This window comes from Streptomyces sp. NPDC039480 (assembly GCF_055597165.1).
The window spans coordinates 326680-348711 of record NZ_JBVITX010000009.1 but is presented as its reverse complement, the minus strand read 5'-3'; the positions used below and the strand labels follow the sequence as shown (position 1 = coordinate 348711).

General features: G+C 69.1%; 20 protein-coding genes and 1 tRNA gene. 10 read left to right on the top strand and 11 right to left on the bottom strand.

Translation table 11 applies throughout. The features are described from left to right. Window positions 1–37: 37 nt before the first annotated feature. The 3 genes from ACZ56E_RS27840 to ACZ56E_RS27830 all read right to left on the bottom strand — a co-directional run bounded on the left by ACZ56E_RS27840 (window position 38) and on the right by ACZ56E_RS27830 (window position 2906). Complete coding sequence (locus tag ACZ56E_RS27840; protein WP_471218294.1) at window positions 38–1036, bottom strand: hypothetical protein; 999 nt, start codon at window positions 1034–1036, stop codon at window positions 38–40. Window positions 1037–1105: 69 nt separating this feature from the next. Next, window positions 1106–2602, bottom strand: coding sequence for a DUF2252 domain-containing protein (locus ACZ56E_RS27835; RefSeq protein WP_471218293.1), 1497 nt, complete (start codon window positions 2600–2602; stop codon window positions 1106–1108). 217 nt (window positions 2603–2819) lie between these two features. Continuing rightward, a tRNA-Leu gene (locus tag ACZ56E_RS27830) sits at window positions 2820–2906 on the bottom strand. 503 nt (window positions 2907–3409) lie between these two features. On the opposite strand from ACZ56E_RS27830, the gene ACZ56E_RS27825 reads away from it, so the two are divergent. The 6 genes from ACZ56E_RS27825 (at window position 3410) to pknB (ending at window position 11651) form a co-directional block, all read left to right on the top strand. Next, window positions 3410–4306: an FhaA domain-containing protein gene (locus ACZ56E_RS27825; RefSeq protein ID WP_471218291.1), complete on the top strand. Its 897-nt coding sequence runs from the start codon at window positions 3410–3412 to the stop codon at window positions 4304–4306. A 10-nt stretch (window positions 4307–4316) separates the two neighbouring features. After that, complete coding sequence (locus ACZ56E_RS27820; RefSeq protein WP_362988186.1) at window positions 4317–4832, top strand: FHA domain-containing protein FhaB/FipA; 516 nt, start codon at window positions 4317–4319, stop codon at window positions 4830–4832. 131 nt (window positions 4833–4963) lie between these two features. Continuing rightward, window positions 4964–6526, top strand: coding sequence for a Stp1/IreP family PP2C-type Ser/Thr phosphatase (locus tag ACZ56E_RS27815; protein ID WP_468607325.1), 1563 nt, complete (start codon window positions 4964–4966; stop codon window positions 6524–6526). Window positions 6527–6552: 26 nt separating this feature from the next. Next, window positions 6553–7971 (top strand): FtsW/RodA/SpoVE family cell cycle protein, encoded by a 1419-nt coding sequence (locus ACZ56E_RS27810; RefSeq protein WP_471218289.1) that lies wholly within the window; start codon window positions 6553–6555, stop codon window positions 7969–7971. Further along, window positions 7968–9431 (top strand): peptidoglycan D,D-transpeptidase FtsI family protein, encoded by a 1464-nt coding sequence (locus ACZ56E_RS27805; RefSeq protein WP_468607321.1) that lies wholly within the window; start codon window positions 7968–7970, stop codon window positions 9429–9431. Before ACZ56E_RS27810 ends, ACZ56E_RS27805 begins: the two co-directional genes overlap by 4 nt. A 168-nt stretch (window positions 9432–9599) precedes the next feature. Next, window positions 9600–11651: a Stk1 family PASTA domain-containing Ser/Thr kinase gene (pknB, locus tag ACZ56E_RS27800; protein ID WP_471218287.1), complete on the top strand. Its 2052-nt coding sequence runs from the start codon at window positions 9600–9602 to the stop codon at window positions 11649–11651. 105 nt (window positions 11652–11756) lie between these two features. Here the strand turns inward: pknB and ACZ56E_RS27795 are convergent, their stop codons facing one another. The 5 genes from ACZ56E_RS27795 to ACZ56E_RS27775 form a co-directional block, all read right to left on the bottom strand. After that, window positions 11757–12503, bottom strand: coding sequence for a class E sortase (locus ACZ56E_RS27795; protein WP_471218285.1), 747 nt, complete (start codon window positions 12501–12503; stop codon window positions 11757–11759). Window positions 12504–12527: 24 nt separating this feature from the next. After that, entirely contained in the window at window positions 12528–13517 is a 990-nt protein-coding gene (locus ACZ56E_RS27790; RefSeq protein WP_471218283.1) for a class E sortase, read from the bottom strand. Further along, window positions 13514–14176 (bottom strand): aminodeoxychorismate/anthranilate synthase component II, encoded by a 663-nt coding sequence (locus ACZ56E_RS27785; RefSeq protein WP_471218280.1) that lies wholly within the window; start codon window positions 14174–14176, stop codon window positions 13514–13516. The genes ACZ56E_RS27790 and ACZ56E_RS27785 overlap by 4 nt, the downstream gene beginning before the upstream one ends. Before the next feature lie 210 nt (window positions 14177–14386). Continuing rightward, complete coding sequence (locus tag ACZ56E_RS27780) at window positions 14387–15076, bottom strand: class E sortase (RefSeq protein WP_471218401.1); 690 nt, start codon at window positions 15074–15076, stop codon at window positions 14387–14389. 57 nt (window positions 15077–15133) lie between these two features. Next, on the bottom strand, window positions 15134–15904 hold the full coding sequence (locus tag ACZ56E_RS27775; protein WP_471218278.1) for a DUF881 domain-containing protein: 771 nt from the start codon (window positions 15902–15904) through the stop codon (window positions 15134–15136). Between the two features lie 143 nt (window positions 15905–16047). Here ACZ56E_RS27775 and crgA point away from each other — a divergent pair, with 143 nt between their 5' ends. Then, on the top strand, window positions 16048–16305 hold the full coding sequence (gene crgA, locus ACZ56E_RS27770) for a cell division protein CrgA (protein ID WP_268772337.1): 258 nt from the start codon (window positions 16048–16050) through the stop codon (window positions 16303–16305). Window positions 16306–16541: 236 nt separating this feature from the next. Here the strand turns inward: crgA and ACZ56E_RS27765 are convergent, their stop codons facing one another. Both ACZ56E_RS27765 and ACZ56E_RS27760 read right to left on the bottom strand, forming a co-directional pair. Then, on the bottom strand, window positions 16542–17438 hold the full coding sequence (locus ACZ56E_RS27765) for a rhomboid family intramembrane serine protease (protein ID WP_471218275.1): 897 nt from the start codon (window positions 17436–17438) through the stop codon (window positions 16542–16544). Between the two features lie 124 nt (window positions 17439–17562). After that, window positions 17563–18096: a peptidylprolyl isomerase gene (locus ACZ56E_RS27760; protein ID WP_471218273.1), complete on the bottom strand. Its 534-nt coding sequence runs from the start codon at window positions 18094–18096 to the stop codon at window positions 17563–17565. 280 nt (window positions 18097–18376) lie between these two features. Between ACZ56E_RS27760 and ACZ56E_RS27755 the strand changes: the two genes are divergently transcribed. The 3 genes from ACZ56E_RS27755 (at window position 18377) to ACZ56E_RS27745 (ending at window position 21252) form a co-directional block, all read left to right on the top strand. Then, window positions 18377–19096, top strand: coding sequence for a DUF5324 family protein (locus ACZ56E_RS27755; protein WP_471218399.1), 720 nt, complete (start codon window positions 18377–18379; stop codon window positions 19094–19096). A gap of 171 nt (window positions 19097–19267) precedes the next feature. Beyond that, the gene (locus tag ACZ56E_RS27750; RefSeq protein ID WP_471218271.1) at window positions 19268–20746 is read left to right on the top strand and encodes an aminotransferase class I/II-fold pyridoxal phosphate-dependent enzyme; all 1479 of its coding nucleotides are present in this window, start codon (window positions 19268–19270) and stop codon (window positions 20744–20746) included. A gap of 2 nt (window positions 20747–20748) precedes the next feature. After that, window positions 20749–21252 (top strand): flavin reductase family protein, encoded by a 504-nt coding sequence (locus ACZ56E_RS27745; protein WP_471218269.1) that lies wholly within the window; start codon window positions 20749–20751, stop codon window positions 21250–21252. A 481-nt stretch (window positions 21253–21733) separates the two neighbouring features. Here ACZ56E_RS27745 and ACZ56E_RS27740 read toward each other — a convergent pair whose 3' ends face one another. Then, entirely contained in the window at window positions 21734–21964 is a 231-nt protein-coding gene (locus tag ACZ56E_RS27740; protein ID WP_471218267.1) for a hypothetical protein, read from the bottom strand. Window positions 21965–22032 lie beyond the last annotated feature (68 nt).

Below are 22032 nucleotides of genomic sequence, written 5' to 3'. Positions count from 1 at the left end.
AAACCATGCCCCCGACGCTACCCGACAGGCAGCGCCGTCAGTCCCGCAGTCGCGCCAGCTCGGCCTCGCGCTCGGCGACCTGGGCGAGCAGCTGCTCGGCGATCTCGTCGAGCAGCGTGTCCGGGTCGTCGGGAGCGAGCCGCAGCATCCCGCCGATCGCGCTCTCCTCCAGCTCCTTGGCGAGGACCGACAGGAGCTCCTTGCGCTGGGCCAGCCATTCGAGCCTGGCGTACAGCTCCTCGCTCCGGGTCAGCCGCTGCTCCTCGGGCACCGGACCCGCGGCCCACTCCTCGGACAGCTCCCGCAGCATCACCTCGTCACCGCGGGCATAGGCGGCGTTGACGCGCGTGATGAACTCCTCGCGCCGCTGCCGCTCACCCTCCTCCTGCGCCAGGTCCGGATGCGCCTTGCGGGCCAGCTCGCGGTAGAGCTTGCGGGCCTCCTCGCCGGGACGCACCCGCTGCGGCGGCCGCACCGACTGATCGGTGAGCATCGAGGCGGCCTCGGGGTAGAGCCCCTCGCCGTCCATCCAGCCGTGGAACAGCTCCTCGACGCCGGGCATCGGCATCACCCGGGCCCGCGCCTCCTCCGCCTTGCGCCGGTCCTCGGGGTCGCCGGTGCGGGCGGCGGTGGCCTCGGCGATCTGCGCGTCGAGCTCGTCGAGCCGGGCGTACATCGGGCCGAGCTTCTGATGGTGCAGGCGGGAGAAGTTCTCCACCTCCACACGGAAGGTCTCCAGCGCGATCTCGTACTCGATCAACGCCTGCTCGGCAGCGCGCACAGCCTTCTCGAGCCGCTCCTCGGGCCGCCCCACAGAAGGACGCTCTTGAGCGCCCGGCTGTTCCTGAGCGGCAGACTGCTCCTCAGCGGCGGACTGCTCCCCGGCTGCCCCCTCCCGGGAACCCGCCTCGGCCCGCTCCTTGAGCCGCGCCTTCAGCTGGTCCTTGAGCCGCCCTTCAGGGCCCGCCTGCCGCACTCCCTCTCGGGGAGTCTCAGGAGTCTCGGGCTGCGTCGGCTCGGCTTCCGGGATCGTCACTCGTCCAGCGTAGGCCACGGGGCGCCCCGCCCATGAAACCCGCACCGCCCAGCCCTGAGCGCGCCCGCTTCACACCCCCGTCTCCGCCGCCAGCCGCCCCTCCTTGACCGCCCTCACGAGCAGCGCGTGATCCGCCTCCGTGCGGTCCGCGTACGCCGTCGCGAACCGCGCCATCGCCTCGTCCAGCTCCTCGTTCTTGCCGCAGTACCCCGCTATGAGGCGCGGGTCCGCGCTGTGCGCGTGCGCGCGGGCCAGCAGGGCGCCGGTCATACGGCCGTAGTCGTCCAGCTGGTCGGCGGCCAGCGCGGCCGGGTCGACGCTGCCCTTGCGGTTCCTGAACTGCCGTACCTGGAAAGGCAGTCCGCCGATCGTCGTCCACCCGAGCAAGAAGTCGCTCACGACCTGCATCCGCTTCTGCCCGAGCACCACCCGGTGCCCTTCGTGCATGGTCTCCGGAGCCTTGAACCCGGCCGCCGGCAGATGCGGCAGCAGGGCGGAAGGCCTCGCCTCCTTGACCTGCAGCACCAGCGGCTCGCCCCGGTGGTCCAGCAGCAGCACCACATACGAGCGGAGCCCGACACTGCCCGTGCCGACGACGCGGAACGCCACGTCCTGGATCGCGTACCGCGCGAGCAGCGGCAGCCTGTCCTCGGTCAGCGTGTCCAGATACTCCCCGAGTGAGGCGGCCACCGAGGCGGCCTCCGCGTCCGGCACACGCCGCAGTACGGGCGGAGCGTCGACGAACCGCCGCCCCTCGGAGCCGTCACTGCCCTCGACGGGCTCCGTCGCCTTCGCCGCGAAGCGGGCGCTCGTGTTCTGCCGGGCCTTCTCGGAGACCCGCTCCAAGGTGCCGAGGAGATCACGCGCGTCCGTGTGCGAGACCAGCTCCTCGTCCGCGATGGCGTTCCACGCGTCGAGGACGGGGAGCTTGGCGAGGAGCCGCATCGTGCGGCGGTAGGCCCCGACGGCGTCCAGCGCCGCCTCCTCGCAGTCGTCCTCTCCCGCACCCGCTTCGCGTCCCGCGAGCACCAGGGAGACGGCCAGCCGCTTGAGGTCCCACTCCCAGGGGCCGTGCACCGTCTCGTCGAAGTCGTTCAGGTCGATGACGAGACCGCCGCGCGCGTCCCCGTAGAGCCCGAAGTTCGCCGCGTGCGCGTCGCCGCATATCTGCGCGCCGATACCGGACAGCGGGGTGCGCGCGAGGTCGTACGCCATGAGTCCCGCGGAGCCCCGCAGGAACGCTAAGGGCGAGGCGGCCATCCTGCCGACCCGGATCGGCGTGAGCTCGGGGAGCCGGCTGCGACTGGACTCCTCCACGGCGGCCACGGGGTCCGGCCGCCCGCCGTCCACCGCGAACTCCGCGTGCGCGGAGCGGGGCACCTGCCGGCGGAGCGCCTTGCCCTCTGCCTTCGGCGACCCTTGCGCGGGCCACTCGGCGAAGCCCGCCACTCGCGGCAGCCGCTCACTCCGCCGCCCCGGCCGCTCACGCTGCCCCGACGACCCCTGCCCCTGCGACTCCCGCTCCCGCTGCCCGGGAACCTTCCCGTCGAGCTCCACCACGCCCATCGCCCCCGCCGGCTGTCGGCCAATCCCAGATCCGGCCTCGACCGTACCGCCGCTCGCCGAACGCCGTGAGGGCCTGTGGATAACTTCGGTGACATACATCACCGCACCACGCCACGCCCGCGACATAGGCCTCATTCGCCCGCGACATACGCCTCAAAGGCACAAAAAAGAAGCGGCCCCCTTCCGGACTTTCGTCCGGAGGAGGACCGCTTCCTCGTGGTGCGCGAGGGGGGAGTTGAACCCCCACGCCCTTGCGGGCACTGGAACCTGAATCCAGCGCGTCTGCCTATTCCGCCACCCGCGCATGGGTGTTGTCTTTGGGTCTCTCACTGTGTGGTGCGAGCGCCTGCCGACATCCAGAAGATTAGCACGCTGCAGCGGGTGGATTCACATCCGTTCGGGGCGGGCACCTGGCCTCAGAAGCTTCGCCCCGGCCCCGGCCGGGTCCCACCCGCCCCTCGGGCCGAATCAGTCGCGCCCCGCACCCAGGCCACGTCTTCACCCGCCCCGGCCGCGCTCGCCGAGGTCCACAGCCAGGTGCGGGACACTGGCTTTGGGCCCCCTCTACGATCCGTTGTAAAAGGAGGCTCGAGCAGACGTCCCGAGCAGCTGCCCGTACGGGGTTCCCGGGGCCACAGATCAGGGTCCCGTCAGGGGTCCTGCGAGGATCCTTGGACGCCGGCGCGGGCATGCCTTGTGAGAGGCGACACTCGTCGACTGGGCGGACAGGGGGAACCAGCCGATTTCCCGGCGCGTGGATACGATCAGTAAGCAGTACCAGGATGACTACGACGGAGGAGGTGCCCCATGGGAGTCCTGAAGAAGTTCGAGCAGCGACTCGAAGGTCTGGTCAACGGCACCTTCGCCAAGGTGTTCAAGTCCGAGGTCCAGCCTGTCGAGATCGCCGGCGCACTCCAGCGGGAGTGCGACAACAACGCGACGATCTGGAACCGCGAGCGGACCGTCGTCCCCAATGACTTCATCGTGGAGCTCAGCGCCCCCGACTTCGAGCGCCTGAGTCCGTACTCGGGCCAGCTCGGCGACGAGCTCTCCAGCATGGTGCGCGACTACGCGAAGCAGCAGCGCTACAGCTTCATGGGCCCCATCAAGGTCCACCTGGAGAAGGCCGAGGACCTCGATACCGGTCTCTACCGCGTGCGCAGCCGCACACTCGCCTCCAGCAGCTCCCAGGGGCCCGAGCCCGCCTCGGCGGGCCCCGGCGGCCTGACGGCCCCCGGCCGTGGCGCGGGCGGCGGTGCGGGCGCGGCCGGCGGTTACGGCTACCCGCAGCCCCCCTCAGGAGCTCCCGGCGGCGCGCCTCCCATGCCTGCCGCTCCACCGCCGGGCGCGGGTCGCCCCGGTGGCCAGTCCCCGGCTCCGACCAGGCCCCCGGGCCCCGGTGCCGGACCACTTCCGGGCGCCCAGGTGCGGCGCTGGATCGAGATCAACGGCAATCGCCATCAGATCTCCCGCCCGACGCTGGTGCTGGGACGCAGCACCGACGCCGATGTGCGGATCGACGACCCCGGCGTATCCCGTCGGCACTGTGAGATCCGGACCGGAACGCCCTCGACGATCCAGGATCTCGGGTCTACCAACGGCATCGTGGTAGACGGGCAGCACACCACCCGCGCTACGCTCCGCGACGGCTCGCGGATCGTCGTGGGTCAAACCACCATCGTTTACCGGCAAGCCGAAGGGTGAAGCGGGGGCAATGTCAGAGCTGACCCTGACGGTCATGCGGCTAGGTTTTCTAGCTGTTCTGTGGCTGTTCGTGATCGTGGCCGTCCAGGTCATCCGCAGCGACCTGTTCGGAACGCGCGTCACACAGCGCGGTTCGCGGCGGGAGCGGCCCCAGCAGGCCGCCCGCCAGCAACAGGCCGCACCTCCTCAGCAGCGCCAGCAGCAGAGCGGTGGAGGCCGCCAGCGGCGCGGCGCCCCCAGCAAGCTCGTCGTCTCCGAGGGCATCCTCGCCGGGACGACGGTCGCGCTGCAGGGGCAGACCATCACGCTCGGCCGGGCGCACGACTCCACCATCGTCCTGGACGACGACTACGCCTCCAGCAGGCATGCCAGGATCTACCCGGACCGTGACGGCCAGTGGATCGTCGAGGATCTCGGGTCCACCAACGGCACGTATCTCGACCGGACCCGACTCACCACCCCGACGCCCGTTCCGCTGGGCGCGCCGATCCGCATCGGCAAGACCGTCATCGAGCTGCGGAAGTAGTACTACGTCATGACAGAGCGCGAGCGGAGCGAGCGAGCCGGAACGGCTGTCCAGGCACTGGACGCCGGCGCGCTCCCGACCGGAGGGTGGGCACCGTGCGGATGTACCCGGAGCCGACGGGCGAGGTGCGCATGAGTCTGTCTTTGCGCTTCGCCGCCGGATCGCACAAAGGCATGATCCGGGAGGGGAACGAGGACTCCGGTTACGCCGGCCCGCGTCTCCTCGCGATCGCCGACGGCATGGGGGGCCAGGCCGCGGGCGAGGTGGCGAGCTCCGAGGTCATCTCGACGCTCGTCACCCTCGACGACGACGTGCCGGGCTCGGACATCCTGACGTCCCTGGGCACCGCCGTGCAGCGGGCCAACGACCAGCTGCGCATGATGGTCGAGGAGGACCCCCAGCTCGAGGGCATGGGGACCACCCTGACCGCCCTCCTGTGGACCGGCCAGCGCCTCGGTCTCGTCCACGTCGGCGACTCGCGCGCGTACCTCCTGCGGGACGGCGTCCTCACGCAGATCACCCAGGACCACACCTGGGTGCAGCGCCTCGTCGACGAGGGCCGCATCACCGAGGAAGAGGCCACCACCCACCCGCAGAGGTCCCTCCTCATGCGCGCGCTGGGCAGCGGCGACCACGTCGAGCCCGACCTGTCGATCCGGGAAGTCCGCGCCGGTGACCGGTATTTGATCTGCTCGGACGGTCTCTCCGGAGTCGTATCGCACCAGACCATGGAGGACACCCTCGCGTCCTACCAAGGTCCGCAGGAGACCGTGCAGGAGCTCATCCAGCTCGCACTGCGCGGCGGCGGCCCCGACAACATCACGGTGATCATCGCCGACGTCCTGGACATCGACAGCGGTGACACCCTCGCGGGCCAGCTGTCCGACACCCCCGTGGTCGTCGGCGCGGTCGCCGAGAACCAGCTCCAGGCGCAGGACGACGGCGCCATGCAGACCCCCGCGGGACGGGCCTCCGGACTCGGCCGCCCGGTCCCGCCGCAGGCCCCTCACGGGCAGGGTGGCGGCTTCGGCCCGCCCGGCAGCGGCGACACCACGGGGTACGTGCCCGAGGGCAGCTTCGGGGCGTACGACGACGATGACTTCGTGAAGCCCGGCGGCGGCCGCAAGTGGCTCAAAAGATCGCTCTACGGAGCGCTCGCGCTCGCCGTCATCGGCGGCGGTCTCTACGGCGGCTACCGCTGGACGCAGACCCAGTACTACGTGGGCACGAAGGACGAGCACATCGCCCTGTACCGCGGCATCGACCAGGACCTGGCCTGGGTCAGCCTGTCGAAGGTCGAGAAGGACCACCCCGAGATCGAACTCAAGTACCTGCCGCCGTACCAGCGCAAGCAGGTCGAGGGGACGATCCCCGAGGACAATCTCGACGCCGCCCAGAGCAAGATCGAGGAGCTCGGCGTGCAGGCTTCCGCCTGCAAGAAGGACGCCGAGCGCCGCGAGGTCGAGCGCGAGAACAACGCGAAGACCGGCGAAGGTGAAGCGGGCGGCGCGACCGGACTGCGCAAGGCGCCGACCCCGGACCCGACCACGCCCGGCCAGATCACCGAGAACGACCAGAACGACAAGAACAGCACCACCGACAAGAACAAGTCCAAGACCGCACCGACTCCCACACCCGGCCCCAGCCTCTCCGAGGATGAGCAGAAGCTGGTCCCGCTGTGCGGTAAGCAGTAAGCAGCCGTTGGGGGCCTCTGCACGCCATGAGCAGTACTACACACACGTCGACGATCGGCGCGATCGGAGCGCCGAGCAGGCGCAACACCGAGCTCGCGCTGCTCGCGTTCGCGGTCGTCATCCCGCTGTTCGCCTACATCAACGTAGGCCTGGCGCTCGACGGCAAGCTGCCGTCCGGCATGCTCGGCTACGGCCTCGGGCTCGGGCTCCTCGCCGCGGTCGGCCACATCGTGGTCCGCCGTTTCGCGGCCTACGCCGACCCGCTGCTGCTGCCGCTCGGCACGCTGCTCAACGGCCTCGGTCTGGTCGTCATCTGGCGCCTGGACCAGTCCGAGAAACTGCAGCGCCTGGCCAAGCTCGCCACGGGCACGTTCAACCCGTCGGCGCCGAAGCAGCTGATGTTCTCGGCCATCGGCATCGCGCTCTTCGTGGGCGTGCTGATGCTGCTCAAGGACCACCGCGTCCTGCAGCGGTACACGTACATCTCCATGGTGACCGCGCTCTTCCTGCTGCTCCTGCCGCTCGTGCCCGGCCTCGGCCGGAATGTGTTCGGCGCCAAGATCTGGATCAGCGTCGCCGGGTTCTCCATCCAGCCCGGTGAGTTCGCGAAGATCGTCATCGCCATCTTCTTCGCCGGCTATCTCATGGTGAAGCGTGACGCGCTCGCCCTGGCCAGCCGCCGCTTCATGGGCCTGTACCTGCCACGCGGACGCGACCTCGGCCCGATCGTCGTCGTCTGGGCGATGTCCATCCTGATCCTGGTCTTCGAGACCGACCTCGGTACGTCGCTGCTGTTCTTCGGCATGTTCGTCGTGATGCTCTACGTCGCCACGGAGCGCACCAGCTGGATCGTGTTCGGTCTGCTGATGTCCGCGGTCGGTGCGGTCGGCGTGGCCACCTTCGAGCCGCACGTGCAGCAGCGCGTGGACGCCTGGCTGAACCCGTTCGCCCCCGAGACGCTGGCGCAGACGGATCAGATCGCCCAGTCCCTGATGGCGTTCGGCTCCGGCGGTGTCCTCGGCACCGGCCTCGGTCAGGGCAACTCCGACCTCATCGGCTTCGCCGCCAACTCCGACTTCATCCTCGCCACCTTCGGCGAGGAGCTGGGTCTGGCCGGCGTCATGGCCATCCTGCTGATCTACGGCCTGATCGTGGAGCGCGGCGTCCGCACGGCGCTCGCCGCCCGCGACCCGTTCGGCAAGCTCCTCGCGATCGGCCTCTCCGGAGCCTTCGCCATCCAGGTCTTCGTCGTCTCCGGCGGTGTCATGGGTCTCATCCCGCTGACCGGTATGACCATGCCCTTCCTCGCGAACGGCGGTTCGTCCGTGATCGCCAACTGGGCCCTGATCGGCATCCTCATCCGGATCAGCGACACCGCGCGCCGCCCGGCCCCGTCCCCCGCCCCGAACCCCGACGCCGAGATGACCCAGGTGGTCCGACCGTGAACAAGCCCCTGCGCCGGATCGCGATCTTCTGCGGGCTGCTCATCCTCGCCCTGCTCGCCCGGGACAACTGGCTCCAGTACGTCCAGGCCGATTCGCTGGCCAAGCATGAGAAGAACCGCCGCGTCACCATCGAGCGCTACTCCCAGCCGCGCGGCGACATCATCGTCGACGGCAAGCCCATCACCGGCTCCAAGGCCACTCCCGACAGTGACCTGAAGTACAAGCGCACCTGGAAGGACGGGCCCATGTGGGCCCCCGTCACCGGTTACTCCTCGCAGCGCATCGGCGCCAGCCAGCTGGAGAGCATCGACGACGGCATCCTCACCGGCAACGACGACCGGCTCTTCTTCCGCCGCACGCTCGACATGCTGACCGGCGAGAAGAAGGAGGGCGGCAATGTCGTCACGACCCTCAACTCCGCCGCGCAGAAGGCCGCGTACGACGGTCTGAAGGGCCGTGGCAAGGGCGCCGTCGCCGCGATCGACCCGTCGACGGGCGCGATCCTGGCGCTGGCCTCCACGCCCTCGTACGACCCGGGTGACTTCGCGGGCAACACCAACGAAGAGGCCAAGAAGTTCATCAGCCTCGACAAGGACAAGGACAAGCCGCTGGTCAACCGCGCGCTGCGCGAGACCTACCCGCCCGGCTCCACCTTCAAGGTGGTCACGGCGGCGGCCGCCCTGGAGCACGGCCTGTACGACGGCATCGACGAGAAGACGGACTCGCCGCTGCCGTGGACGATGCCGAACACCACGACCCCGCTGAAGAACGAGAACAACATCCCCTGCAAGAACGTCTCGCTGCGTGAGGCGCTGCGCATCTCCTGCAACACCGTCTTCGGCAAGATCGGTTCCGATCTCGGCAAGGACAAGATGCTGGAGACGGCCAAGAAGTTCGGCTTCAACTCCGAGCAGTTCGTCCCGGTCCGGTCGAACGCCTCCAACTTCCCCGAGGAGATGGACAAGCCGCAGACCGCGCTGTCCTCCATCGGCCAGTTCGAGACGGCCACGACGCCTTTGCAGATGGCCATGGTCACCGCGGCGATCGCCAACGACGGCACCCTCATGGAGCCGTACATGGTCAGCGAGCTGCAGGCGCGCAACCTCGACGTCATCGAGAAGCACTCGCCCAAGGAGATGAGCGAGCCGCTCTCGAAGGAGAACGCCCAGAAGCTCCAGGAAATGATGGAGACGGTCGTCAAGACGGGCACCGGAACCAAGGCGCAGATCCCCGGCGTCACTGTCGGAGGCAAGACGGGTACGGCGCAGCACGGCGTCGCCAACAGCGAGAACCCGTACGCCTGGTTCATCTCGTACGCGAAGACGGACTCCGGTTCGCCGGTCGCCGTCGCCGTGGTGGTCGAGGACAGCGATGCCGACCGCGGAGACATCTCCGGTGGTGGCCTCGCGGCGCCCATCGCCAAGGACGTGATGAAGGCAGTCATCGACAGCAAGAAGTGACCCCCGTCACGACCCCTCCACATCGGTGCACGTTGCGGTACCGGTCCGGTATCGGGTGACGGTCGCGGCCGGGTCACGCAAGTGGAGCCGGGTACCGTATGCCCGGACAGCACACCGCCGGACCACACAACGGTGCGGTCGGGACCGACGGAGAGGGCTGGAATAGCTATGGAAGAGCCGCGTCGCCTCGGCGGCCGGTACGAGCTGGGCCAGGTGCTCGGCCGTGGTGGGATGGCGGAGGTCTACCTCGCGCACGACACCCGCCTCGGTCGCACCGTGGCGGTGAAGACGCTGCGAGTCGACCTCGCCCGCGACCCGTCGTTCCAGGCCCGGTTCCGCCGTGAGGCCCAGTCTGCCGCCTCGCTCAACCACCCGGCGATCGTCGCGGTCTACGACACCGGCGAGGACTACGTGGACGGGGTCTCCATCCCGTACATCGTGATGGAGTACGTCGACGGTTCCACCCTGCGCGAGCTCCTGCACTCCGGCCGCAAGCTGCTGCCCGAGCGGGCCATGGAGATGACGATCGGCATCCTCCAGGCCCTGGAGTACTCGCACCGCAACGGCATCGTGCACCGCGACATCAAGCCGGCGAACGTCATGCTGACGCGCAACGGCCAGGTCAAGGTCATGGACTTCGGCATCGCCCGCGCCATGGGCGAGTCCGGCATGACCATGACGCAGACCGCCGCGGTCATCGGCACGGCCCAGTACCTCTCGCCGGAGCAGGCCAAGGGCGAGCAGGTCGACGCCCGTTCGGACCTCTACTCCACCGGCTGTCTCCTCTACGAGCTGCTCACGGTCCGGCCGCCCTTCGTGGGCGACTCCCCGGTCGCGGTGGCCTATCAGCACGTGCGGGAGGAGCCGCAGGCCCCGAGCGTCTTCGACAACGAGATCACGCCCGAGATGGACGCGATCGTCCTCAAGGCGCTCACGAAGGACCCGGACTACCGCTACCAGTCGGCCGACGAGATGCGCGCCGACATCGAGGCCTGCCTCGACGGCCAGCCCGTCGCGGCCACCGCCGCCATGGGCGCGGTCGGCTACGGCGGGGCCGACGGCTACGGAGCCGACCAGCAGACCGCGATGCTCCGCCCGCAGAACGGCGGCGGCCAGACGTCGATGATGCCGCCGGTCAACCCGGACGACGGCTACGACGAGGGCCGCGGCCGCCGCCAGAAGAAGAGCAACACGTCGACGTGGCTGCTCGTCATCGCCGGCATCCTGGTCCTGGTCGGCGCGATCCTCATCGGCAAGTACACGTTCGGCGGGGACGGCGGCGGCGACGGGACCATCAAGGCCCCGAAGCTCATCGGCGAGACCGAGGCCGAGGCGAAGCGGTCCGCGAAGAACGTCGGCCTCGAGTTGGAGGTCGGCGACCGCAAGGCGTGCGCGAAGTACCCGAAGGGTGAGATCTGTTCGCAGGACCCGGGGGTGAACGCCGACGTCAAGAAGGGCGACACCATCACGGTGACCGTCTCGACGGGCACGCCGAAGATCATCGTTCCGGACGTCCAGGGCCTGAGCTACGAAGAAGCCAAGAGCCAGCTCGAGGGCAAGGGCTTCACGAACGTCAAGAGGGAACTGCAGGAGTCCGAGCGGTCCGCAGGCACGGTCATCGGCCAGGACCCGAAGGGCGACAGCAAGGCGGAGAAGAGCGAGACCATCACGCTCACCGTCGCCCAGGAGAAGAAGCTGGTCAGCGTCCCCGACGTGACCGGCCTCGACTACTCGGAAGCCGAGAAGCGGATCAAGGAGAGCGGCTTCACGGCCGCCCGCCTGGACGTCGCCAGTGAGGACGTCGACGAGGGCAAGGTCATCAAGACCACGCCCGCCGCCGGCACGCAGGCCGAGCCCGGCTCCACGGTCAACGTCCAGGTCGCCAAGGAGGCCGAGGAGGCCACCGTGCCGCCCCTGACCGGCCAGAAGCTGAAGGACGCCCGCAAGGCCATCGAGGACGCGGGGCTGACGGTCGGCTCCATCACGGGGCCGCAGGACGACGACGCCCTCGTGGTCCTCTCCACGCCGAACGCCGGTGAGAAGGCGGAGCCGGGCACCGCGGTCAACCTGACCACCGCGGGCGGCGGCGGAGGCAACGGAAACGGTGACAACGGCGGCGGGGACGGTGGGTTCGGCGACATCATCGGCGGCATGTCCGACCGGGACAACCGCGACCACCGTGGCCAGCGGGACGAGTGGGGCGATCCCTTCAGGGACTGACCCCGGCTGAGCCGAGAAGCAGTACGAAGGAGCCCCGGTACCGATCAGCGGTACCGGGGCTCCTTCGTGTGCGCGGGAGGGATTCTGCGTCTGCGCGGGACGGGGCTACTTCAGCTCCGCCGGCGGCGTCCGCTTGCTGTCGACCTTCTCGACCCGCTCCAACTCGCCCCACACGACGTACCGATGGCGTGACGTGTACACCGGCGTGCAGGTCGTCAGCGTGATGTAGCGGCCCGCCTTCTTCCGACCCGACTCCTTCGGGATCGGGTCGAGGACCTTCACGTTGTACTTCGAGGTCTCGGGCAGCGTCGCGTACACCTTGTAGACGTACCACTTGTCCCGGGACTCGAAGACGATCGCGTCGCCCTTCTTGATCTTGTCGATCTTGTGGAACTTCGCGCCGTGGCCGTCGCGGTGCGCGGCCAGCGAGAAGTTGCCCTTCTTGTCCTGGGGAAGGGCCGACTTGACCGGCTTCTTGTAGTAACCCGCGATGCCGTCGTTGAGCAGCTTGCTGTCGGTGCCCGCCTTGACGAGGATCTCACCATCGCCCATCGCGGGTACGTGGAGGAAGCCGATGCCGTCCTTGGTGTCGAGGCCACCCGGACCACGGCCCTCCGCCCAGTGGTCGCGCACCTGGTTGCCCTGCCGGTGCGCCTCGCGGTCCGCAATGACGTTCGTCCACCAGAGCGAGTAGGCGACGAACAGGCCGAGCACGAGGCCCGCGGTGATGAGGAGTTCGCCGAAGACGCTGACCGCCGTGGCGATCGGGCCGCGGCCGCGCCGCCGTGGTGCGGGAGCGGGAGAGGAGGCCGGCGCCTCGGCCTGCTTCTCGTCGTCGGTCGTGGCTGCCACTGGATCTGCCCCGTTCTCACCGTTCTAGTTCACGAGCGCGCTCGGTTTTCCCTTGTCGCGCGGCCGTTCCTCGACCATCTTGCCCCAGACGATCATTCGATACTTACTCGTGAATTCCGGGGTACAGGTGGTCAGTGTGATGTACCGGCCGGGTTTGGTGAAGCCCGAACCCGGCGGGACGGGCCCGATCACGCTCGTGTTGCTGGGCACGGTCTGCGGCAGGATGCTCGCCATCTTGTAGACGAAGTACTTGTCCTGCGTCTCCACGACGATGGGGTCGCCCGGCTCGAGCCGGTTGATGTAGCGGAACGGCTCACCGTGCGTGTTGCGGTGGCCGGCCACCGCGAAGTTGCCCGTCTTGGCGTCCGGCATCGCGGTCTTGGTCGCGCCCTCGTTGTAGTGCCCGACCATGCCGCGGTCGAGGACCTTCTGCTTGTCGATGCCCTCGGCGACCGGCACGACGACGTCGAGCCGCGGAATGTGCAGCAGCGCGAAGCCCTGCCCCGGTTCAAAGGTGCCGGGCTTGCCCTCGCCCTTGGCCCAGCTTTCCTGGAGGTCGTGTTTGGCGCCGTCCGCCTGCTGTTGGGCACGGATGTTCGTCCACCACAGCTGGTACGTCACGAAGAGGAGCATCAGGACGCCGACGGTGATGAAGACCTCGCCGAGCCCCCGGCTGATCACCGCTCCCGGTGACGGCCTGCGGGCACGCTCCGCGCGGCGGGCCTCGACGCGCGTGAGCGGTGCGCCCGGGCGGGGCTCCACGGGGCGCGGGGCCCCCTTCTTGGCGGCCTTGCGGCGGGCGGCCCTGCCCTCTGTGGGGAGGCCGGGGCCCGGTGGTTCCACTATTCGTCGCGTGTCGGCGGTCCGCAGCCCGATCGTCTCGTCGTCCCGGACCGGCTCGTACGGGGGCGGCGTGGGATCCGCGGGCGCGCTGCGGAACCACGGAGACGGGTGCTCCCCCGGGGGCTGATACGAGCCTCCGGAGGAGCCGCGCTCGGGGCCCGGCGCCGTCACGCCGTGGCCCTGCCCACCACCGGGGCGAGCCCGCTCGATCGGGCGACGGCGCCGGTGTCGCCGCACTCCGCCAGCCAGTTGGCGAGCATGAGGTGGCCGTGCTCGGTGAGGACCGACTCGGGATGGAACTGCACGCCTTCGACGGCGTGGTCACGGTGGCGCAGACCCATGATGATGCCGTCCTCCGTACGCGCGGTGACCTCCAGCTCCGCCGGTACGGTGGCGGGCTCGGCGGCCAACGAGTGGTAGCGGGTCGCCGTGAACGGGGACGGCAGGCCCGCGAAGACGCCCTTGCCCTCGTGGCGGACGGACGAGGTCTTGCCGTGCAGGAGCTCCGGGGCGCGGTCCACCACGCCGCCGTACGCCACCGCCATGGACTGCATGCCGAGGCAGACCCCGAAGACGGGCACGCCTGTGGCGGCGCAGTGCCGCACCATCTCGACGCAGACGCCCGCCTGTTCCGGAGTGCCGGGGCCCGGCGACAGCAGGACGCCGTCGAACCCGTCCTGCGCGTGCCGCAGCTCGACCTCGTCGTTGCGCAGCACCTCGCACTCGGCACCCAGCTGATAGAGGTACTGGACGAGGTTGAAGACGAAGCTGTCGTAGTTGTCGACCACGAGAATGCGGCTGCGGCTGCGGGCGCCGCCGGCGGTGCTCACTGGCCGTCCACGGTGACGTCGTTGAAGGGCAGCAGCGGCTCCGCCCACGGGAAGACGTACTGGAACAGCACATAGACCACCGCGAGGACGAGCACCAGGGAAATCAGTGCCCTCATCCATACGTTTCCCGGCAGATGCCGCCAGATCCAGCCGTACATGCCGTCCCTTCCGTCGCGTACGACCCGGCCTCCCGCGCCGTACCGCACCAGACTAACGGCGCAGTGCCTCCGGTTTCCCTGCCTCCACGGGCTGGGTCGCGTCCAGATGCGCCCAGGCGATCAGCCGGTGGCTGTGGCCCCACTCCGGTTCACAGGTCGTAAGCGTGAGGTAACGGCCCGGGCCGTCATAGCCGGACTTGCGCGGCACGGGGTCGATCACGTCGATGTCGCCGGGGAGCGTCTTGTACGGCTTCTTGTCGATGCGGTACGTGAACCAGGTCGCGCCGTCGGTCAGGACGACGGCGTCACCGGGGCGCAGCTTCGGGAAGTCCTTGAAGGGGTCGCCGTAGGTGCGGCGGTGGCCCGCCACGGCGAAGTTGCCCTTCTGGCCGAGGCGGGCGGTGGAGGCGTAGTGGCCGAGGCCCTTCTTGAGGACGTCGGTGCCGGTGCCGTGGAGCACGGGCTTGTTCCACGTGAAACCGAAGCGCGGGATGTACATGACGGCGAAGGCCTTGCCGTTCCTGTAGGGGCCGGGTGCCTGCGGCGAGGTCTCGGTCGGCTTTTCGTCCGTCCCCGTCGAGACCGCACCCTGCGCCCACCGGTCCTGCAGCTCGTCGATCTGGCTGTCCATGGCGTTGTCGGCCTTCACGCCGGTCCAAAATAGGACGTAAGCGACAAAGAGCACGATCAACGTGCCGACGGTGATGCACAGTTCGCTGAACGTCCTGACCATCACCCGCACGGACACAGGACCCCCCAGAGGCGGCTATTCCACGGTCAATCCGCAGTCATCCCGCGGTCATTCCACCGGCTTCGCGTGGTGGAGATCCACTGTGCCCGAGTAACCGGGAAGAGTCACCGCTCCGTCGTCATCCACTTTCCAGCCGAGGCCGTAGGCGTTGACGTACAGCATGTAGTTCTGGATCTCGGGGGACGCCGAGAGGGCGGTCCTGAGCTTGTCGGGGTCGCCGACGGCGGTCACCTTGTACGGCGGGGAGTAGACGCGGCCCTGGAGGATCAGGGTGTTGCCGACGCAGCGCACGGCGCTGGTGGAGATCAGGCGCTGGTCCATGACCTTGATGCCTTCGGCGCCGCCCTGCCAGAGCGCGTTGACCACGGCCTGGAGGTCCTGCTGGTGGATGACCAGGTCGTTGGGCTGCGGCTCGGGGTAGCCGGGGAGCTTGGCGGTGGCGTTGGGCGGGGCGTCGGCGAGGGTGACGGTGATCGCCTTGCCGCTGAGCTTCTTGGTGCCGGCGTTCTCCTCGAGCGCCTTGAGCCGGGCGCTGTCCGCCTTGGTGCCGCCGCCGTCGCGTTCGGCGAGCGATTCGACGTCGTCGCGGAGGGCGCCGTTGGACTCGTCGAGCTTGCCGTTCTTGTGGCTGCGTTCCTGAATGAGGTCGGAGAGTTTCAGCAGGGAGGCGTCGGTACGGATGTTGGTGCCCTTGGCCGTGTTGAAACTGGTGAAGAAGATCAGCCCGGCGAGTGCGAAAACAGCACCCGTAAGCACCCGAACCGGACGCCATCGGGGGCGACGACCGGCACCTTTGTGAGGGTCGGCAGAATTGCTCAACGTACCCTTATCTCCTTCAGCGCCTTGGAAGCACTACGCTAACGGACGCCCGGGGGAGGCTTCAGCTCCTTAGTAGTGCCCCGCCAGGCGCCAGACCACAGTTACCTGCGCGGCCACGCAGCGCATCGACAGGAGAGACCCTCGTGCCGAAGTCACGTATCCGCAAGAAGGCAGACGACTACACTCCGCCGCCCGCCAAGAAGGCGACGACCATCAAGCTGACGAATCGCAGCTGGGTGGCTCCGGTGATGCTCGCGATGTTCCTCATCGGGCTCGCCTGGATCGTCGTCTTCTACGTCACGGACGGCAAGCTGCCGATCGACCCGCTGGGCAACTGGAACATCGTGGTCGGCTTCGGCTTCATCGCGGCCGGCTTCGGCGTCTCCACCCAGTGGAAGTAACCCGCCGGAAGCAAGTCCTGCCCTGAGTTATCCACAGCGCTATCCACATGAGTGGAAAAAGGCTGAAGATCTGTGGATAACCCTCAGCCGGTTGACGCCGGTGTGACTGACCCACCGGGTCTCTCTCCTCGCGTGCCCCTTGTCCTTCCTGGGAAAACCCAGGTCAGTGACAAGGGGCACGGTTGTTCCCCACGGCATGCACAAGATCCGGCACACGCTGTGGACAACCCGGTACGTCAGGTGAGCTCCGCGGTCCGAACGAGGACCATGACCACCGTCGCGACGAGCACCAGCGCACAGCTGCCGTACTGGATGAGGCTCCGCCGCTCGCGGGGCGCGTGGACCATCGCGTAACCGACGATGACGCCCCCGACGAGCCCGCCGACGTGGGCCTGCCAGGCGATGTTGGGCCACCAGAAGGTGATCACCATGTTGATCGCCAGGAGAGCGAGGACCGGCCGCATGTCGTAGTTCAGGCGCCGCATCAGGATGGCGGTCGCGCCGAACAGACCGAAGATCGCTCCGGACGCCCCCACCGAGGGCCGGAACGGCTCTTCGAGGAGATACGTCAGCGCGCTGCCCGCGAGGCCCGAGACCACGTAGAGCGTGAGGTAGCGAACGCGGCCGAGGGCGGCTTCGAGCGGGCCGCCGATCCACCACAGGCTGAGCATGTTGAAGGCGATGTGCATGACGCTGCTGTGCAGGAACATCGCCGTCACGAGGCGGTACCACTGCCCCTCGGCGACGCCCTCGACCGTGCCGAACTCCGGCACGAAGGCCCGCCCCAGCAGATCGAAGCGGTCGGTGAAGCGATCCCCGACAGCGAGCTGCACCAGGAACAGGGCGAGATTCAGCCCGACCAGGATCTTGGTGACCAGGCGCGGGTCGGCGGTGACCGCGCCGCCCGCGACCGTACGCGGCTGGGTGGCCGTCGGCGCGTGACCGGTGCCGGAGCCGGTGCGGACGCATTCGGGGCACTGGAAGCCGACCGAGGCGCTGATCATGCACTCGGGACAGATGGGGCGCTCGCAGCGCGTGCAGCTGATGCCGGTCTCACGGTCCGGATGCCGGTAGCAGCCGGGGAGGCCCGACGCACCCTGTGGCTCCTGCGGGCTGCCTGGCGCCTGGTCCATGGGGTCCCCTCAATCTCCGTACGAAGGCACTGTGACGGCACATGTGGCAACGCGCCGCCCCGCCCTTCCTTACGGATGAGCGGGGCGGTTTGGTTCCCTCGCGAATACGCGCGGTACGCGTGGGTCAGGCGTCGCGGGTCTCGATGACCACGGACTCGATGACCACGTCGTTGACCGGGCGGTCGGTGCGCGGGTTGGTCTGGGCGGCCGCGATGGTGTCCACGACCTTCTTGCTGGCGTCGTTGGTGACCTCGCCGAAGATCGTGTGCTTGCGGGTGAGCCACGCCGTCGGCGCGACAGTCACGAAGAACTGCGAGCCGTTGGTGCCCGGGCCGGCGTTGGCCATCGCCAGCAGGTAGGGCTTGTCGAAGGCGAGGTCGGGGTGGAACTCGTCCTCGAACTCGTAACCCGGACCGCCCGTGCCGTTGCCCAGCGGGTCACCGCCCTGGATCATGAAGCCGCTGATCACGCGGTGGAAGACCGTGCCGTCGTACAGACGGTCCGTCGTTTCCTTGCCGGTCTGCGGGTGAACCCACTTGCGCTCGCCCTGAGCGAGCTCAACAAAGTTCTTGACCGTCTTGGGCGCGTGATTCGGCAGAAGCCGGACCTCGATGTCGCCCTGGTTGGTCTTCAGGGTGGCGTAAAGCTGCTCAGCCACGATCTGCCTTCCGTTGTCTTCTGTGACACCCCGATCCTCGCACGGACCGGATTGGGACGAGTAGCCACCGACTGGGCGCGCGCCGAAGCGATCCATGGCATTGTCGGCCGAGAACTCTTGTTGCACCAATTAGATCGAATTGAACGGAACAGAGATTGGCCGGCGTCAGCTCCCGTGACCCGGATGCCCGCCCTCGCATGCCTTGGAACGATCCGGAAGGCATGATCGCTGAAAGGGTGGAAAGGTGACATACCTATACGCCACCGAGGAGGAGGATCCCGTGACCCGCATCGACAGCGTGCGCGCCGCGACCGGCTCTGCCAAGGACAGCGTGCGTCACGCCGCGGACGCGGTGGCGCCTTACGCCGACACGGCCAAGGACCGGGCCACCCACTACGCCCACGAAGCGCGCGTACGGCTCGCACCCAAGGTGTCCCTTGCCGCCCAGCAGGCCGCTGAGCAAGCCCGTGTCCAGTACAGCGCCCACGTCGCCCCCCGCGTCGAGCAGGCCCGCACGCATGTGCCGCCCAAGGTCGACCACGCCGCGCACGAAGCCGCCGTCCGCACCCGCAAGGCTGCCCGCCAGGCCGCCGACTACTCCAGGCCCCGTATCGAGCAGGCGGTCGCCGTCGCACAGCCCGTGCGCGACGAAGCCGCGTCCCGTGGCACGGCGGCGCTCGCCGCGCTGCGCGGGCAGGTCTCCGCGAAGGAGATCCAGCGCCTGGCCCGCAAGCACCAGCGTCGCGCCAGGGCAGGCCGTCTCGCCAAGAGGCTCGCCGTGGTCGGCATCCTCGCGGGCGGCGCGGTGGCCGCCTGGAAGTGGTGGGACAAGCAGGCCAACCCCGACTGGCTGGTCGAGCCGCCCGCGGCCACGGAGGTCCCTGACAGCACGCCGCTGACCTCCGTCGACGGCAGCGCTCAGGCCGCCCTGGACCCGGAGGTGCAGGCCAAGCAGGCCGAGGCGGAGGCCGACACCAAGGACGGGGACAAGCGGAGCTGACGCCGCGGCCCCGTACACGGTGAGACGCCGTGGGGCGGGGGCCGTCCGGCCTCCCGCCCCGCCGGTGTTTCACGTGAAACAACGCCACGGAGCCGCACTCCGACCCCCTCCGCCCCGCGCCACCCGCGCCGTCGCGGGTTGGTGCCCGCCGAATCGGGAACTGCACCTGGCATGGCTGCGAACGAAAGCTTGAACCACGACGAGGCCCCCGTACTGGAGGCCCTGGAGCGGTACCACGAAGCCGACGAGCTCGCCTTCACGCCGCCCGGCCACAAGCAGGCCCGCGGCGCGGACCCACGGGTCACCAAGGTGCTCGGAGAAGCGGTGTTCCTCGGAGACGTGCTCGCCAGCGGCGGGCTCGACGACCGGCTGAGCCGCCAGCAGATCCTGGAGCGCGCCCAGCGGTTGATGGCCGACGCCGTGCACGCCGAGCACACCTACTTCTCCACGTGCGGCAGCTCCCTGTCGGTCAAGGCGGCCATGCTGACGGTGACCGCGCCGCACCGCCGTCTCCTGGTCGGCCGTGACGCCCACAAGTCCGTCATCGCGGGCCTGATCCTGTCGGGTGTCGAGCCGGTCTGGGTGAGCCCCGCCTGGGACCCCGAGCGTCACCTCGCCCACCCGCCGACGGCCGAGTCGTTCGAGAAAGCCTTCGAGGCCCACCCCGACGCCGACGGCGCCCTGGTCACCAGCCCTACGCCCTACGGCTCCACCGCCGATCTGAACGGCATCGCCGACGTGTGCCACCGGCGCGGCAAGCCCCTCATCGTCGACGAGGCCTGGGGCGCCCACCTGCCCTTCCACGACGAGCTGCCGACCTGGGCGATGGACGCGGGCGCCGACATCTGCGTCACCAGCGTCCACAAGATGGGCAGCGGCCTGGAACAGGGCTCGGTCTTCCACCTCCAGGGCGACCTCATCGACCCCGCCGTCCTCGCTTCCCGGGCCGACCTGCTGGGCACCACCAGCCCCTCCGTCCTGCTCTACGCGGGCCTTGACGGCTGGCGCCGCCAGATGGTCCAGCAGGGCGAGCGGCTCCTCGACGACGCCCTCCGGCTGGCCGCCGACACCCGTGCGGCGATCAATGACATCGACGGCCTGCACGTCGACGGCGCCCAGGACTACTGCGGTCCCGGCCGGGCGGCCGACCTCGACCCCCTGCCCATCGTGATCGACCTCTCCGCGCTGGGGACCACCGGTTACCGCGCCGCCGACTGGCTGCGCACCCGGCACCACATCGACATGCACCTCTTCGACCACCGCAGGATCAGCGCCCAGCTCACCTACGCCGACGACGAGTCCTCCGTCGCGCGCCTCCTGGACGCGCTGCGTGACCTTTCCCGGCACGCCGCCGACCTGACCGACGCACCCGGGGTAGACATCCCCGACCCCGGTGAGCTGCGGATGGAACAGGCATCGCTGCCGCGCGACGCGTACTTCGCGCACCTCGAGGACGTGCCCGTGGAGGAGGCGAAGGGACGCATCGCCGCAGAGATGATCACGCCGTACCCGCCCGGGATCCCCGTGGTCCTGCCAGGCGAGCGCCTGACGGAGCCCGTCCTGAACTACCTGCGCTCGGGCGTACGAGCAGGGATGAACCTCCCGGACGCCGCCGACAGCTCGCTGACCACCGTCCGCGTCACCGCCTGACCATGGGCACGGACCAGGACATCTCGGCCTTCACCGGGCTCACGAACCCTTCCTTGTACGTGGTCACCGCGGTGGCGGACGGGCAGCGCGCGGGCTGCCTGGTCGGCTTCGCGAGCCAGTGCTCACTTCAGCCGGCCCGTTTCGCCGTGTGGCTCTCCAAGGCCAACCACACCTACCGTCTCGCCCGGTCGGCACGCACTCTCGCGGTCCACCTGCTGTCCCGGGACCGGCACGACCTCGCGGAGCGGTTCGGTTCCCTCTGCAGCGACCGGACGGACAAGTTCTCCGACCTGGACTGGCACGAGGGACCGGAAGGGACCGTGATCCTGTCCGACGCCCTCGCCTGGTTCGTCGGACGTGTCCACGACCGATTCGACGGGGGCGACCACGTCGCTTTCGTACTCGACCCGATCGCCGCCCGCACCACGGCCGACACCGACGAACAGCCGCCGCCCCCGTTCGCCCTGGACGACGCGAGCGACATCACCGCCGGCCACCCGGCCTGACGCCCACCCCGACCCGCCCCACCCCGTACGCAAAAAGCCCCTCTGACCAGTGTTTCCACAGGTCAGAGGGGCTTTTCGGATGTGGAGCCTAGGGGAGTCGAACCCGAAATTGTTACCTTCCTGACCTGCGGAAACGCCGGAGAATCGGACATTAAGCCCCGTTTCCATCCTCCTGCGTCCTGCTCCATCCCCCTCGATCAGGCTCCCGTGCTGACGTGTCAGCACGGGCCTGCGGGTCGTTGCCGAAGGGAATCTGGTCCGCCTCCCAACCTGCCCATCCCCTTGCTGCACATGGGAGTTAGGCACTCTCAGGATATCCTCGCAGGTGCAAAGCCCCTGGGCGTGAAACGCGGCCCTCTCGCCGACGTCAGTTCCCGTCGAAAGCGCCATCCGTTGCCCCGTCCGGTCCCTACCTCCGCGCAGGCCGTTCGCGACCGCTGCACCGTCAGGTTAGGGCGCGGGCGACGAGGAGCGCCGACGATCAGGCGCGTTCGGCGCTGAAGTCGTGAGCTGGGCTGCCGCGCCACTCCACCCACCGTCGATCGTCCAAAACGGTCTCAGGGTCGGCGATGCCAGCGCCTTCGAGGAACACGACCAGGTCGCGGTCGCTGTAGGCGACGCCAAGGACCTCGTCCCGGCCGTTCCCGTGCACGGTGACCCTCCGACCACCCGCACTGGTGGGCCGGTGCACGACAATCGGTGCGTTGGTCACGCCTCCCAGCGTGCCCCCGGCTGTTCCGCGGGGCGAGTCGGCCGGGCAGTCAGATGATCTCGGGGCAA

Coding starts and splice junctions, on each gene's coding strand:
- ACZ56E_RS27835 (WP_471218293.1), bottom strand. CDS start 2,602: ATGGGCGTGGTGGAGCTCGACGGGAAGGTTCCCGGGCAGCGGGAGCGG.
- ACZ56E_RS27825 (WP_471218291.1), top strand. CDS start 3,410: ATGGGAGTCCTGAAGAAGTTCGAGCAGCGACTCGAAGGTCTGGTCAAC.
- ACZ56E_RS27820 (WP_362988186.1), top strand. CDS start 4,317: ATGTCAGAGCTGACCCTGACGGTCATGCGGCTAGGTTTTCTAGCTGTT.
- ACZ56E_RS27815 (WP_468607325.1), top strand. CDS start 4,964: ATGAGTCTGTCTTTGCGCTTCGCCGCCGGATCGCACAAAGGCATGATC.
- ACZ56E_RS27810 (WP_471218289.1), top strand. CDS start 6,553: ATGAGCAGTACTACACACACGTCGACGATCGGCGCGATCGGAGCGCCG.
- pknB (WP_471218287.1), top strand. CDS start 9,600: ATGGAAGAGCCGCGTCGCCTCGGCGGCCGGTACGAGCTGGGCCAGGTG.
- ACZ56E_RS27765 (WP_471218275.1), bottom strand. CDS start 17,438: ATGGACCAGGCGCCAGGCAGCCCGCAGGAGCCACAGGGTGCGTCGGGC.
- ACZ56E_RS27750 (WP_471218271.1), top strand. CDS start 19,268: ATGGCTGCGAACGAAAGCTTGAACCACGACGAGGCCCCCGTACTGGAG.
- ACZ56E_RS27745 (WP_471218269.1), top strand. CDS start 20,749: ATGGGCACGGACCAGGACATCTCGGCCTTCACCGGGCTCACGAACCCT.